The sequence below is a fragment of the Streptomyces sp. NPDC025651 genome (assembly GCF_055558735.1).
In genome coordinates this window covers 620,870-632,875 of the sequence record NZ_JBVHLZ010000004.1, presented here as the reverse complement: position 1 = coordinate 632,875, position 12,006 = coordinate 620,870, and the positions used below count along the sequence as shown (strand labels likewise).

The window sequence follows — 12,006 nt, the reverse complement described above, 5'->3', positions numbered from 1 at the left end:
AATTGGCCCCCGGTTTATCCCGGGGGGCGGGTCCCCCGCGTCACCCGTCGCCGGACCCGCATACCCCCCAACACACACAACCGGGGCCGCCACCCCGGGGGGGGCCCCCCCCCGCTTCTCGTCTCGCGTACGACGCTACTTCGGCGGCTCCGCGGGAGCGACGTGCTCCGCGGGGGCGACGTCCAGTGCCGTCGCCCCCCTCGGCTGCGGCGCCTGCTTGAGGGCCTCCTCGCGCGAGTACGCCCGCAGATAGCCGACCACCGTGTTCGTGACCGCCACCAGCGGCACCGCGACCACCGCGCCGCCGATGCCGGCGACCAGGCCGCCCGCGGCGACGGACAGCACGACCGCCAGCGGGTGCACCCGCACCGCGCGGCCCAGGATGAACGGCTGCAGGATGTGGCCCTCGATCTGCTGCACCGCGAGGACCACCACCAGCGCCATCACCGCCGTGAACACGCCCTGGGTGACCAGCGCGACGACCACCGCGAGCGCGCCCGAGATCACGGCGCCCACGAGCGGGATGAACGCGAACAGGAAGATGAACACGGCGAGCGGCACCGCCATCGGCACCCCGAGGAAGTAGATGCCGAGCCCGATGAAGATCGCGTCGATCAGAGCCACTATCACCGTGCCGCGCACATACGCGGTGAGCGTGCGCCAGGCCCTGGGGCCCGCGCCCTCGACGCCGGGCCGCGCCTGGGCGGGCACCAGCTTCAGCGTCCACTGCCAGATGCGCTTGCCGTCGTAGAGCAGGAAGAGCGTCGAGAACATCGCGAGCAGGATGCCGGTCAGCGTCTCGACGATGACCGTGACGCCTTCCAGGCCCGCGGAGGTGAGCTCCTCCGTGTTGGCGCCGACCGCGTCGCGCAGGCTCTTGGCGATCTCGTTGATCTGGTCCTCGGTCACGTGGAACGGGCTGTTGAGGAGCCACTTGCGCAGATCCTCGATGCCGTCCTGGACCTGCTGCGACAGTTCGTTGGCGTTCTCCATGACCTGCCACACCACGAACCAGCCGACCAGGCCCATGATCACGAAGCCGAGGATCGCGGTGACGGCGGTCGCGAGCCCGCGCGGCAGGCCGAGCTTCTTGAGCCGGGCCACCGTGGGCTGCAGCATCGCGGTGATCAGCAGGGCGGCCACGAAGGCGAGCACCACCAGCTGCACCTCGCTGATGACCTTCATCAGGACCCAGAGCGTGCCCGCGAGGACGAGGAGACGCCAGCCGGCCTCGGCCGCGACCCGCATCCCCCACGGCACGGCCGCCACCGGGTCGGGCCTCGCCGCTATGGCCGGCGCGTACGCGGGCGGCGGCGGCACGTGCTCGCGCTCGCCCTCCGTGCCCGACACGTCGTCGACCGGGTCCCGGCCGTCGTCCGCGGCCGCGTCCCTTCGGCGGCCGCCCAGGCCGTCGCGCGCGTCCTCGGCGTCGGCCTCGGCCTCCTTGTCGCGGCGCTGCTCGTTCAACCGCTCGCCCATCTCGCTCAGTCCGGCGCCGAGCCGACCCAGCCACCCTGGCACTCGCGACATGATCCGTCCTCTTCCCCCGTCTTTCCCCACCACTCCCCCCTGGAGCTGTCCGGACCGACCGTACACGTGCGAGGCCCCTCACCGAAGGACGGTGAGGGGCCTCGCAAGGTTGAGCGCGGTACGGCCGGCGTGGGCCTAGTACCAGTTGTTCGCCTGCCAGAAGCTCCAGGCGCCGCACGGGCTTCCGTAGCGGTCGTTCATGTAGTTCAGGCCCCACTTGATCTGCGTGGCCGGGTTGGTCTGCCAGTCGGCGCCCGCCGAGGCCATCTTGGAACCGGGCAGCGCCTGGACGAGGCCGTAGGCGCCCGAGGAGGCGTTGGTCGCCTTGTAGTTCCACGTGGACTCGTGGTTGACGATGTTGCTGAAGCACTGGAACTGGTCGCCGGGGACCATCTGCCGTGCCATCGCCTGGACCTGCGCGACCGTGTACGAGCTCTGGGGCGCGAAGCTGGAGGCGTCGCGGCCGGAGGAGCGGCTGGCCTTGGCCTCGGCCTTCTCCTCACGCTCCTTCTTGGCCGCGGCCTTCTCGGCCGCCTCCGCCTTCTCCGCGGCCTTCTGCTTCTCGATCGCCGATGCGGCGGCCTGCTTGCGGGCCTCCTCCGCGGCGGTCTTCTTGGCGGCGGTGTCGGCGGCCATGGCCTGCGCGTCGGCCTGCTGCGTCAGGGACGCGGTCTGGACCTGCGCCTGCTGACCGGCGGGTATGTCTGCGAGGAGCGTCGCGTCGCTTGCCGCTGCCTCGATGTCGTTCGAGTTCGAGGGCTGGGTGTCGCCCGAGGCGACACCCACGACAGCGCCGACGGTGGTGACCGCGGTGGCTGATGCCACGGCGAATCCCCGGACCGAAATCCGGCTCACACGGTTTCCTTCCAGCATCGCCCGCATAGGTGACCTCGCGGACGCAATCGTGCCCCTGGCGCTGGCCTCCGCTGGTAAATCGGTCACGGGAGGCGCGGGCCCGGTGGACAACTCCCTTCACGGGAGCGCCGCGTGGTGCTTCGGGCGGCATGCGACGGTCACTATGAAGTTCTGTGGTGCCTGAGTTGCCGTACCGCTGGGGGTACAGGTGTGTCGCATGCGGGGCCTGACAGGACCCAGACTCTGCCCCAGCTCGACGCCGCAAGGCAATTCTCCGTTGCGTGGGAAAGCTCACACCTCGTTTGTCCCAGGAGTTTTACGGAAAGCGGCACGCACGAAGACGCCGCCCGACTAGGCTCACTCGCTTCGCCGGGCGGCGCCAACTGCCGTGCATACCGCGTCAGATGTGGCCGTCCTCCAGCATTTCGGTCACCAGGGCCGCGATCTGGGAACGCTCGGAGCGGGTGAGCGTGACGTGTGCGAAGAGCGGATGCCCCTTCAGCTTCTCCACGACGGCCACCACGCCGTCGTACCGCCCCACGCGGAGGTTGTCGCGCTGGGCCACGTCATGGGTCAGCACGACACGGGAGTTCGCCCCGATTCGGGACAGAACGGTCAACAGGACGTTCCGCTCCAGGGATTGGGCCTCGTCCACGATCACGAACGCGTCGTGCAGCGAGCGCCCGCGGATGTGGGTGAGCGGGAGGACCTCCAGCATCCCGCGCGCGGTGATCTCCTCGATGACCTCTTTCCCGGCCACCGAACCGAGCGTGTCGAAGACCGCCTGCGCCCAGGGGCCCATCTTCTCGGCCTCGGTGCCGGGCAGATAGCCGAGCTCCTGCCCGCCCACCGCGTACAGCGGCCGGAAGACCATCACCTTCTGGTGCTGCCTGCGCTCAAGGACCGCTTCGAGGCCCGCGCAGAGCGCGAGCGCCGACTTGCCGGTGCCCGCGCGCCCGCCCATCGAGACGATCCCGACGTCCGGGTCGAGGAGCAGATCGAGCGCGACCCGCTGCTCCGCGCTCCTGCCCTTGATGCCGAAGGCCTCACGGTCGCCGCGTACGAGACGGACGTTGCCCTCGGCCGTGACGCGGCCGAGGGCCTTGCCCCGCTCCGACTGGATGGTGAGGCCCGTGTGCACCGGCAGGTCGGCGACCTCGGGGACGTACAGGGTGTCTTCCTCGAAGAGGAGGTCGACCTGCTCACCGGAGAGGGTCAGTTCGGACATTCCGGTCCAGCCGGAGTCCGTGATGGCGAGCTCCGCGCGGTACTCCTCGGCGAGGAGCCCGACCGACGACGCCTTGATTCTGAGCGGGAGGTCCTTGGACACGACCGTGACGTCGTATCCCTCCGCCTGGAGATTGCGCGCTACGGCGAGAATCCGTGAGTCGTTGTCCCCCAACCGGTAGCCGGCCGGGAGCACGCCGGGATCGGAGTGGTTGAGCTCGACGCGCAGCGAACCGCCCAGGTCCCCGATCGGGATCGGGGCGTCCAGGCGGCCGTGCCGGATGCGGAAGTCGTCCAGCAGGCGCAGGGCCTGCCGGGCGAAGTAGCCGAGCTCCGGATGGTGCCGCTTGGCCTCCAGCTCCGTCACCACGACGACGGGGAGCACGACTTCGTGCTCGTCGAAGCGGGTCAGGGCGTTCGGGTCGGCCAGCAGGACGCTGGTGTCGAGAACATAGGTGCGCCTGTCGGGCATGCGGCGCTTTGTGCTGGTCACCACGGAAGGACGTACCCCCTCGGATGAGGTCGGGGAGCGACGGGAGGGATACCGGGCGCGGTCCGGCGGGTGTGAACCGGGCCGGTCACGGGCCGCGATGCGCGGGCCGAGCGCCGGCCCTCCACGTCGCCCGTGCTGCTCACACGGTCGTCCTGGTGCAAAGGGCCTCCCGGGCGGACGGCCTGATGCCGCCCGCTGAGAACGACGTCCCTTTCGGACACTGCTCGGACGTCGACCTGGAAGGCTTATTCCCTCGAACAAGCGCAGCCATGCCAGGGCATATGACGACGCGTTGGTTAACTCTGGGTTACCCCGACCTCAGGGGCGTGAGGGGGTCAGCCCCCGTAACGGCGGTGCCGGGCGGCGTAATCACGCAGCGCACGCAGGAAGTCGACCTTCCGGAAGGCCGGCCAGAAGACTTCGCAGAAGTAGTACTCGGAGTGAGCGGTCTGCCAGAGCATGAACCCGGACAGTCGCTGTTCACCACTCGTTCGGATCACCAGGTCCGGGTCCGGCTGGGCCCGTGTGTAGAGGTGCTTGCCGATGAGGTCGACGTCGACCTTGTCGGCCACCTCCTCCAGGGACTGCCCCTTGTCCGAGGCGTCGAGCAGCATCGAGCGGACGGCGTCGGCGATCTCCTGGCGGCCGCCGTAGCCGATCGCGACGTTGACCACTATCCCCTTGACGTGGGCCGTGGCCTCTTCCGCCTCCTTGAGGACGTTCCGCATGCCCGACGGCAGGATGTCGGTGGCCCCGACGTGGTGGACGCGCCAGCGTCCGTCGCGGCCCAGCGAGCGGACGGTGTCCTCGATGATGCCGAGGAGCGGACCCAGTTCGTCCTGGGGCCGGTCGAAGTTGTCCGTCGAGAGCAGCCACAACGTGACGACCTCGACGTCCGTCTCGCTGCACCAGCCGAGGAACTCCTCGATCTTGTTCGCACCCGCCTGGTGGCCCTGGGCGGTGGTGGATCCGGCGGCCTTCGCCCAGCGTCGGTTGCCATCCATGATGACCCCGATGTGCTTGGGCACCTGGTCATGGTCCAGGTGACCTTCCACCCGGCGTGCGTACAGCCTGACCAGCAGGCCGCGCAGCCTGTCCCGCAGGTTCACGGTGTTTCCAACCCCTCCGTGCAGACGGCAGTCCCCGAAGGCGAAAGCCTACCGCCGGAAAACTGGGGTGTGAGCCACAGGACGTCCGGGCTCTGTCGTAGCTTCGTAACCATGAACGACACCTCTCCTTACGTCGCCTCGGCGGACCGCTACGACGCGATGGAGTACCGGCGCACGGGCCGCAGCGGCCTGAAGCTGCCCGCCGTCTCCCTCGGCCTCTGGCACAACTTCGGCGACGACAAGGCCCTTGAGACGCAGCGCGCGATCCTGCGCCGCGGTTTCGACCTGGGCGTCACCCACTTCGACCTGGCGAACAACTACGGCCCGCCGCCCGGTTCGGCGGAGCTCAACTTCGGCAAGATCTTCGCGCAGGACTTCGCCCCGTACCGCGACGAACTGGTCATCTCGACCAAGGCGGGGTACCTCATGCACCCGGGTCCGTACGGCGAGTGGGGCAGCCGCAAGTACCTGCTCTCGTCGCTGGACGCGTCGCTGGAGCGGATGGGTCTCGACTACGTCGACATCTTCTACTCCCACCGCTTCGACCCGGACACCCCGCTCGAGGAGACGATGGGCGCGCTCGCCTCGGCCGTCCAGCAGGGCAAGGCGCTCTACGCGGGTGTCTCCTCCTACAACAGCGAGCAGACCGCCGAAGCGGCCCGCCTGCTGCGGGAGATGGGGGTCCCCGCCCTCATCCACCAGCCGTCCTACTCGATGATCAACCGCTGGACCGAGGAGGACGGGCTGCTCGACACCCTGGAGGAGGCCGGCATGGGCTGCATCTCCTTCGTGCCGCTCGCCCAGGGCCTGCTCACGAACAAGTACCTCAAGGGAATCCCCGAGGGCTCGCGCGCGACGCAGGGCAAGTCCCTGGACCCGAACCTGCTGAGCGACGAGGTCGTACGCCGCCTCAACGGCCTGAACGACATCGCGGCGGGCCGCGGCCAGTCGCTCGCCCAGCTCGCCCTCAACTGGGTGCTGCGCGACGAGCGCATGACCTCCGCGCTGATCGGCGCCTCCAGCGTGAAGCAGCTGGAGGAGAACGTGGCGGCGCTCACGGGCCCGAAGCTGACGGACGAGGAGCTGGCCGCCATCGACACGTTCGCGGTGTCGACGCCGGGGACGAACATCTGGGCGGGACGGGGCTGAGCACTCCGCGGGAGGGCCGGTGTCACGTCCGCGGGACGGATGTGGCCGGTCGCGCAGTTCCCCGCGCCCCTCGCGGGGCGCGGGGGCCGCGTCCCCGCCGTCAGCCGCGCGGACGCTTGAACCACGCGCCCGCCACGCCCTGGGAGAGCAGGACGACGACGGCGATGGCGCCGAGCAGCGGCAGCAGTCCCGCCGGGTTGCCGCCGGCCGCGCCGCCGAGCGCGAAGGCGATCTGCACGCTCATCAGGACGATGCAGGTGACGCGGATGCCGTTGCCGACGGTCCCGTAGCGGAAGGCCATGCACGCGGAGACCAGCAGGCAGATGTTCACGCCGAGCGCGGCGCCCGCCGTCTCCGGGTTGACCGTGAAGATCAGGCCGATCGTGCCGAGGACGAGGAGTCCGCCGAGGACCCAGAGGACTATCTGTGCGGCGCGGACGACGCCGGGCATCTTCTGGGGCGCCATCGGGCCGTGGGCGTACGCGGGGTCCTGCGCCGGACCGGTGTAACTGGGCAGACCCGCCTGGGGGTTGGTGTACGGGTCGACGTGCGGGTTCTGGTGCGGTGGGGGGAACTGGTTCGACATGTCCCTGACCATAACTGGACGTCGATCTTCCGCCGTCCGCCGGTGTCTGGACGCGGGCACAAAAAAACGGGCCGGTCCGTGGGGGGGAGACGGACCGGCCCGAGGGGGGGTTTCCACCATAACCCTTCGTAAGTGATGCTGCGTGCATCGGCGTGCCACAACTACTCTCCGAGACCGGGCGGCGACTGCGAGACCCCGTTCCACGGGCGGAATCCGGGGTTCGAGGGCCAGATTCGGCCGGATGGGGCGGTACCCCCCAAGAGGGACCCCGGCGAGGTTCGCGTGCTTGACGCCCCGGGTGTCCGTGACGCTAATTTCCCGGCATGGCGACGATGACGGTCTCCGCGCCCGCCCCGAAGGCCCCCGCGGGGGCCCCGCCGGAGGCCCTCGCGGAGATCGCTCCGGAGATCCCCCTGGAGATCGCGGACTCGGCGCGGGCCCGGCGGCGGGGACTGCTCGGGCGCACGGGCGTGACGGGGGCGCTGCTCCTGACCCGGGCGAGCGGCGTGCACACCGTGCGGATGCGGTTCGCCATTGATGTGGCGTATCTGGACCGGGAGTTGTGCGTGCTGTCCGTCCGGACGATGCGGCCGGGGCGGATCGGGCTGCCGCGGCCACGGGCCCGGCACGTGCTCGAAGCGGAGGCCGGGGCGATGGCGCGCTGGGGTGTGCGCCGGGGCGCGCGGATCGTCGTACGCGATGCCGCGCACGGCGTCGGATGAGGGCTCGCGGTGCCGCGCAGCCCCCTCCACTGCGCGGCACCGCACGCGCAGCTTTGCTCACGCGAATTAGCCTTGGTCTGAACTTACGTGACGCTTAGGGGCGGATCGAGCCAGTATTGATAACGATGCGGAATCAAGGCTTCGATTTTGAGGCGTACGTGATGAGATGAGACAAGAGGGCGATCTGCCCGAATTGGTGGATTAGGCGGCGCTATTGGCGCTGTTGTTGGCATTGGCCTTGTTCGCGACCACCTGCTGCATGTGCTCGTCTCCCCACAACCCCAGGGGCAGCAGCGCCGTGTTGAGGGACTGGCCGAGGTCGGTCAGGGAGTACTCCACCTTCGGCGGCACCTCGCGGTAGACCTCGCGGTGCACGATGCCGTCGGACTCCAGCTCCCGCAGCTGCTGGATCAGCACCTTCTCGCTGACACCGGAGATGTGCCGCTTCAGCTCGCCGAAGCGCAGCGTCCTGCCCGAGTACAGCGCCCACAGGATCATGGGCTTCCACTTTCCGCCGACGACGTCCACGGCCGCGTCCAGGCCGCAGGCGTACGGCCCCTTCTCCTTCGGCATGGCCAACTCCTCTGGTCCGTACGGTCACTTGCCCGATCGACTCGCTTACTCGATCGACAGTACCTCCGCGGACCGCCGCCACGGCTGGCGCTATGGCTTGCGCAGGTCGAACAGGTGCCGGGTGCTGTGGGCCACGAAGGGGCCTTCCGCGCGGATCCTGTCGTGCAGCTCGCGCAGCCGCGGCCGGTACTTCTCCACCTCGAAGTCCGGGACCATCCACACCACCTTGCGCAGGAAGTGGACGACCGCCCCGATGTCGTGGAACTCCATCCGCAGCCGCTCGGCCCGCAGGTCCACCACCTCCAGGCCAGCGGCCTCGGCCTCGGCGCGCTCCAGGTCGGGGTGCCGGCCGTTGCGCACGTCCTCCGGCTGTGGCCCGAGGAAGTACTCGACGACCTCGAAGACGCTGGCGGGCCCCACGTGCTGGGCGAAGTACGAGCCGCCGGGGCGCAGCACGCGGGCGATCTCGTCGAAGTGGGCCTTGACCGGGTGCCGGCTGGTGACCAGGTCGAACGCGCCGTCCGCGAACGGCAGCGGCGCGTCCTCCGGCGAGGCGACGACGACCACGCCCCGCGGGTGCAGCAGGGCGGTGGCCTTGGCGACGTTCGCGGGCCAGCCCTCCGTGGCGACCGCGAGCGGCGGCAGGGTGGCCGCGGAGGCGAGGACCTCGCCGCCGCCGGTCTGGATGTCCAGGCTCGCCGACGCCCCGGCCAGGCGCCGCGCCATCGCCTCGGCGTACCGCCAGGAGGGCCGCGCCTCGGTGGCCCGGCCCTCGAACCAGGAGAAGTCCCAGCCTTCGGTGGGGGCGGCCTCGGCTTCGGCTACGAGGTCGTCGAAGGTGCGGGGGCGGTCGGCGGGGCTGGTGCGGTCGTCAAGGCCGGCGCGGTCGTCAGGGCTGGTGCTCATGGGGCAATCCTGGCATCGGGGGCGCCGCGTCACATCCGGGTTTCCGCCGCCACCCGCCGCCCGCCACGGGGAACGGCTGCGCGGAGCCCGGGCACGGCGGAGGCGGGCGACCTCTTGACGCGTGCCCCGGAGGCGTCAGACTTCCGCCGTGTGACAGTCACCCGGCACACCATGACGGACGAGCAGCGGAAGTCGGTCGCGCTGGAGTACCTCAAGGCGTTCGACCGCGGTGGCAAGACCTCCGACGGCGCCCCGCTCCTCGATCTCTTCGCGGACGACGCCCAGGTGTACTTCCCCAAGTGGGGCCTCGCCGAGGGCAAGGCGGAGATCGGGCGGATGTTCGGCGACGTGGGCGGCACGCTCCGCTCCATCACGCACCATTACGCCGACTTCAACTGGATCTTCTCCGGCACGGACACCCTGGTCTGCGAGGGCACCAGCCACGGCGAGCACCGTGACGGCGCCTGGCGCGCCGGCCTGCCCGAGTGGGGGGCGGGCCGCTTCTGCGACGTCTTCGAGATCAGGGACTGGCTGATCCAGCGGTGCTTCATCTATCTGGACCCGGATTACGGCGGCGGGGACGCGGGGCGGTATCCATGGCTCAAGGGGTAGGTTCCCCGCCACCCGGGACTCCCCCGCCGCTCACGGGTTCCCGCCGCTCGCGCCGCCCGCGCTTCCCGGCCCCGCGTCGGCCGCGCCGCGCGGGAACGAGACCTCCACGCGGCGGTTCTTCTTGCGGCCCTCCTCGGAGCCGTTGTCCGCGATGGGGTAGTCCTCGCTGTAGCCGCGTACGGAGTAGGTGACCTCGGGGCCGAGATGGCCCGCGAGCTTGTCGTGCACGGCTTCCGCGCGCTCGCGGGAGAGCTTCTTGCCGTGGCCGTAGGAGCCGAGGTCGTCCGTGAACCCGAAGACGCGTACGTCCGTGGCCTTCTGGGCCTTGGCCTCCTCCGCGATGGCCTTGATCCGGGCGTTCGCCTCGGGGTTCAGCTTCGCGCTGTCCTTGGGGAACAGGACCTCGGCCTGCAGCGCGAACTTCACGTCCGTGTTGGTGTCCTCGCGGCGCTCCTCGCCGCCGAGGTCCTCGACGACGGACTTGATGTCCAACACCTTGGCGGGCGCGAGCGTGGCGCCGTCGGCGAGCTTGAGCCCGGGGCTGTTGGAGTCGACCTCGGGGGGCGGGGACGTGGTGGTGCTGCCGGGGGGCGCGGAGGGGTCGTCGTTGTCGGCGGAGGCGGGGGGCGGGGCGAGGAGGAGGGCCAGGGCGGTGAGGGTGGCGGTGCCGAGGCCGGTTCGGGCGCGGGTGAGGGGGGCGCGGGTCATGGTTACTCGCCCTCGGTGAGCTCTATGGGGGCGGGTGGCATCGACCCCACCTGGAAGGTGACCTTGTCAGTGCCTTCCGGCGGTGCGGGGAACTGTGCGAACCAGTCGACGGTCTGTCCCGAGTCGATGCCGCCCTCGAACTTGGTGCACAGGCAGCGTCCGCTGGTGTCCCTCAGGACGAGGTACCGCTTCTTGCCTTCGCCGTCCACCAGGCTGGCCCCTGCCACGGACCCACCGTTCTTCTGCAACTCCTTCTCGTCGCCGCGCCACTGGCCGCCCGTCCACAGTCCACCAGAGGTGTTCGTCACCTTGCCCGAGACGGTGACGAAGCCCCCCTCGTCACGATTCGCCGAAGTGATCACGAGAGTTACGCCATCGCCCTTGGCTTCAGCAAGGGCTTGACCCGCCGCAGGCGTCTGCGACTCCTTGCTCTTGTCTTCCTGCTTGTCAGGAGCTGCGGACCTGGACTTCTCCGCGGGCTTGTCCTCGTCGCCGCCTCCACCACAACCGGCGACCGCGAAGACCAGCCCAGTCGTGATCGCAACAGCGGTCATGGCCCTGCGGCCCGTCATCGAGCGCCGAATGCTCATCGCTACCGCTACCTTCTTTCGTCGATCGCCGGTCAGTCGGCCAGGTGGACAGAGAAGAGGACGGATGCGTCCGGTAGGTCGTCCAGTTCGAAGTTGTCCGGATCGAACTCGAAGGATTCGCCGCCGTCACACTCGAACTCCACGCCCTCCTCCGGGTCGGCCGAAAGGTCGACGTCGCAGCGCGGTTTGATGATGGCGGTAGCCTCGGCCTTTGCGTGCTTGGACTCGGTGCCGGGAATGATCGAGTCGCCGACCGTGTAGTCAGTTTCGACCTTTGCCCAGTAGCCGGGGTAGCCATTCACCTCGTCCGGGCCGAAACCGATGACTGTCGATTCGTTGTCCGCGGCCAAGGCCTCGGCAGCCCCTCGTGCACCGTCACCGGTGAACTTGTCGCCGGCCAACCAGTCGAGCCAGTCGTCCCCCTCACCGATGGTCGCCCCCAGTCCCTCGACAAGCTCGTCACGGGAGTCCTGGGCAGCCGCCAACGCGGCGGCATCCGCTGCAGATTGGGCACCATTACGGGCGGATGCGGCCTGGGCGAACGCGAAGAAGGCGAACGCAACAAAGAGCAGAATCCCCGTGATCCAGATGTAGATGGGGAGAGTCTGCCCTCGGTCGCTCTGCAAGCAGCAGCGCGTCACCCTCCGACGACGTCGCTCACCGCATTGCCGATCGCCGTGGAGATCTTGTTGTCGAGGGCGAGACCGTCGATCAACGTGTAGATCCCCGCAATAAGAATCATCAACCCCGCATACTCCACGAACCCCGCCCCGGAATCCCGCTCCCTCCCCCGAACCCGGGAAGCCACGGTCACCGTCCAGTCGACCCAGACTCTGAGCACGCGTTCCTTCAGCACGACGGCCCCTTCTCTCCCACCCGATACCGCGACCGTTGCAGTCAGAGGCAACGTACGCCACAACACGTGCAGCGGCAGCAACTCTGCGCA

14 protein-coding genes are annotated in these 12,006 nt (G+C 69.5%); 3 read left to right on the top strand and 11 right to left on the bottom strand.

The genetic code is table 11. From position 1 onward, the window contains the following. Positions 1 to 135: 135 nt before the first annotated feature. From ACZ4D5_RS19315 to ACZ4D5_RS19300, 4 genes are all read right to left on the bottom strand, one after another. A complete protein-coding gene (locus tag ACZ4D5_RS19315; protein ID WP_467773549.1) occupies positions 136 to 1,530 on the bottom strand; it encodes an AI-2E family transporter in 1,395 nt (464 codons plus the stop codon). 135 nt (positions 1,531 to 1,665) lie between these two features. Further along, a complete protein-coding gene (locus ACZ4D5_RS19310) occupies positions 1,666 to 2,385 on the bottom strand; it encodes an aggregation-promoting factor C-terminal-like domain-containing protein (RefSeq protein ID WP_467773548.1) in 720 nt (239 codons plus the stop codon). A 400-nt stretch (positions 2,386 to 2,785) separates the two neighbouring features. Beyond that, positions 2,786 to 4,108: a PhoH family protein gene (locus ACZ4D5_RS19305; RefSeq protein WP_467773547.1), complete on the bottom strand. Its 1,323-nt coding sequence runs from the start codon at positions 4,106 to 4,108 to the stop codon at positions 2,786 to 2,788. 332 nt (positions 4,109 to 4,440) lie between these two features. After that, positions 4,441 to 5,214, bottom strand: coding sequence for an isoprenyl transferase (locus ACZ4D5_RS19300; protein ID WP_467773546.1), 774 nt, complete (start codon positions 5,212 to 5,214; stop codon positions 4,441 to 4,443). 111 nt (positions 5,215 to 5,325) lie between these two features. On the opposite strand from ACZ4D5_RS19300, the gene mgrA reads away from it, so the two are divergent. Beyond that, positions 5,326 to 6,363, top strand: a complete 1,038-nt coding sequence (mgrA, locus tag ACZ4D5_RS19295) for an L-glyceraldehyde 3-phosphate reductase (RefSeq protein ID WP_467773545.1) — start codon at positions 5,326 to 5,328, stop codon at positions 6,361 to 6,363. A gap of 100 nt (positions 6,364 to 6,463) precedes the next feature. On the opposite strand, the gene ACZ4D5_RS19290 is transcribed toward mgrA, so the two are convergent. Next, entirely contained in the window at positions 6,464 to 6,949 is a 486-nt protein-coding gene (locus ACZ4D5_RS19290) for a hypothetical protein (RefSeq protein ID WP_467773544.1), read from the bottom strand. A gap of 323 nt (positions 6,950 to 7,272) precedes the next feature. Between ACZ4D5_RS19290 and ACZ4D5_RS19285 the strand changes: the two genes are divergently transcribed. Beyond that, entirely contained in the window at positions 7,273 to 7,671 is a 399-nt protein-coding gene (locus ACZ4D5_RS19285) for a DUF192 domain-containing protein (RefSeq protein ID WP_467773543.1), read from the top strand. Positions 7,672 to 7,872: 201 nt separating this feature from the next. Here ACZ4D5_RS19285 and ACZ4D5_RS19280 read toward each other — a convergent pair whose 3' ends face one another. Together ACZ4D5_RS19280 and ACZ4D5_RS19275 are read right to left on the bottom strand one after the other, a co-directional pair. Then, a complete protein-coding gene (locus tag ACZ4D5_RS19280) occupies positions 7,873 to 8,244 on the bottom strand; it encodes a winged helix-turn-helix transcriptional regulator (protein WP_467773542.1) in 372 nt (123 codons plus the stop codon). 90 nt (positions 8,245 to 8,334) lie between these two features. Then, positions 8,335 to 9,150: a class I SAM-dependent methyltransferase gene (locus ACZ4D5_RS19275; protein WP_467773541.1), complete on the bottom strand. Its 816-nt coding sequence runs from the start codon at positions 9,148 to 9,150 to the stop codon at positions 8,335 to 8,337. A 150-nt stretch (positions 9,151 to 9,300) separates the two neighbouring features. Between ACZ4D5_RS19275 and ACZ4D5_RS19270 the strand changes: the two genes are divergently transcribed. Then, positions 9,301 to 9,762 (top strand): nuclear transport factor 2 family protein, encoded by a 462-nt coding sequence (locus tag ACZ4D5_RS19270; protein WP_467773540.1) that lies wholly within the window; start codon positions 9,301 to 9,303, stop codon positions 9,760 to 9,762. Positions 9,763 to 9,792: 30 nt separating this feature from the next. Here ACZ4D5_RS19270 and ACZ4D5_RS19265 read toward each other — a convergent pair whose 3' ends face one another. From ACZ4D5_RS19265 to ACZ4D5_RS19250, 4 genes are read right to left on the bottom strand one after another with little or no spacing between them, the layout of a single operon-like run. After that, positions 9,793 to 10,470 (bottom strand): OmpA family protein, encoded by a 678-nt coding sequence (locus ACZ4D5_RS19265; RefSeq protein ID WP_467773539.1) that lies wholly within the window; start codon positions 10,468 to 10,470, stop codon positions 9,793 to 9,795. A gap of 2 nt (positions 10,471 to 10,472) precedes the next feature. Continuing rightward, positions 10,473 to 11,060: a hypothetical protein gene (locus ACZ4D5_RS19260; RefSeq protein ID WP_467773538.1), complete on the bottom strand. Its 588-nt coding sequence runs from the start codon at positions 11,058 to 11,060 to the stop codon at positions 10,473 to 10,475. Positions 11,061 to 11,092: 32 nt separating this feature from the next. Further along, entirely contained in the window at positions 11,093 to 11,686 is a 594-nt protein-coding gene (locus ACZ4D5_RS19255; protein WP_467773537.1) for a pilus assembly protein TadG-related protein, read from the bottom strand. 11 nt (positions 11,687 to 11,697) lie between these two features. Beyond that, on the bottom strand, positions 11,698 to 11,901 hold the full coding sequence (locus ACZ4D5_RS19250) for a hypothetical protein (protein WP_467773600.1): 204 nt from the start codon (positions 11,899 to 11,901) through the stop codon (positions 11,698 to 11,700). Positions 11,902 to 12,006: the final 105 nt, after the last annotated feature.

Bases quoted from the DNA above. Each gene is read 5' to 3' on its own strand.
- ACZ4D5_RS19280 (WP_467773542.1), bottom strand. From the start codon at position 8,244: ATGCCGAAGGAGAAGGGGCCGTACGCCTGCGGCCTGGACGCGGCCGTG.
- ACZ4D5_RS19260 (WP_467773538.1), bottom strand. From the start codon at position 11,060: ATGAGCATTCGGCGCTCGATGACGGGCCGCAGGGCCATGACCGCTGTT.
- mgrA (WP_467773545.1), top strand. From the start codon at position 5,326: ATGAACGACACCTCTCCTTACGTCGCCTCGGCGGACCGCTACGACGCG.
- ACZ4D5_RS19290 (WP_467773544.1), bottom strand. From the start codon at position 6,949: ATGTCGAACCAGTTCCCCCCACCGCACCAGAACCCGCACGTCGACCCG.
- ACZ4D5_RS19265 (WP_467773539.1), bottom strand. From the start codon at position 10,470: ATGACCCGCGCCCCCCTCACCCGCGCCCGAACCGGCCTCGGCACCGCC.
- ACZ4D5_RS19275 (WP_467773541.1), bottom strand. From the start codon at position 9,150: ATGAGCACCAGCCCTGACGACCGCGCCGGCCTTGACGACCGCACCAGC.
- ACZ4D5_RS19315 (WP_467773549.1), bottom strand. From the start codon at position 1,530: ATGTCGCGAGTGCCAGGGTGGCTGGGTCGGCTCGGCGCCGGACTGAGC.
- ACZ4D5_RS19285 (WP_467773543.1), top strand. From the start codon at position 7,273: ATGGCGACGATGACGGTCTCCGCGCCCGCCCCGAAGGCCCCCGCGGGG.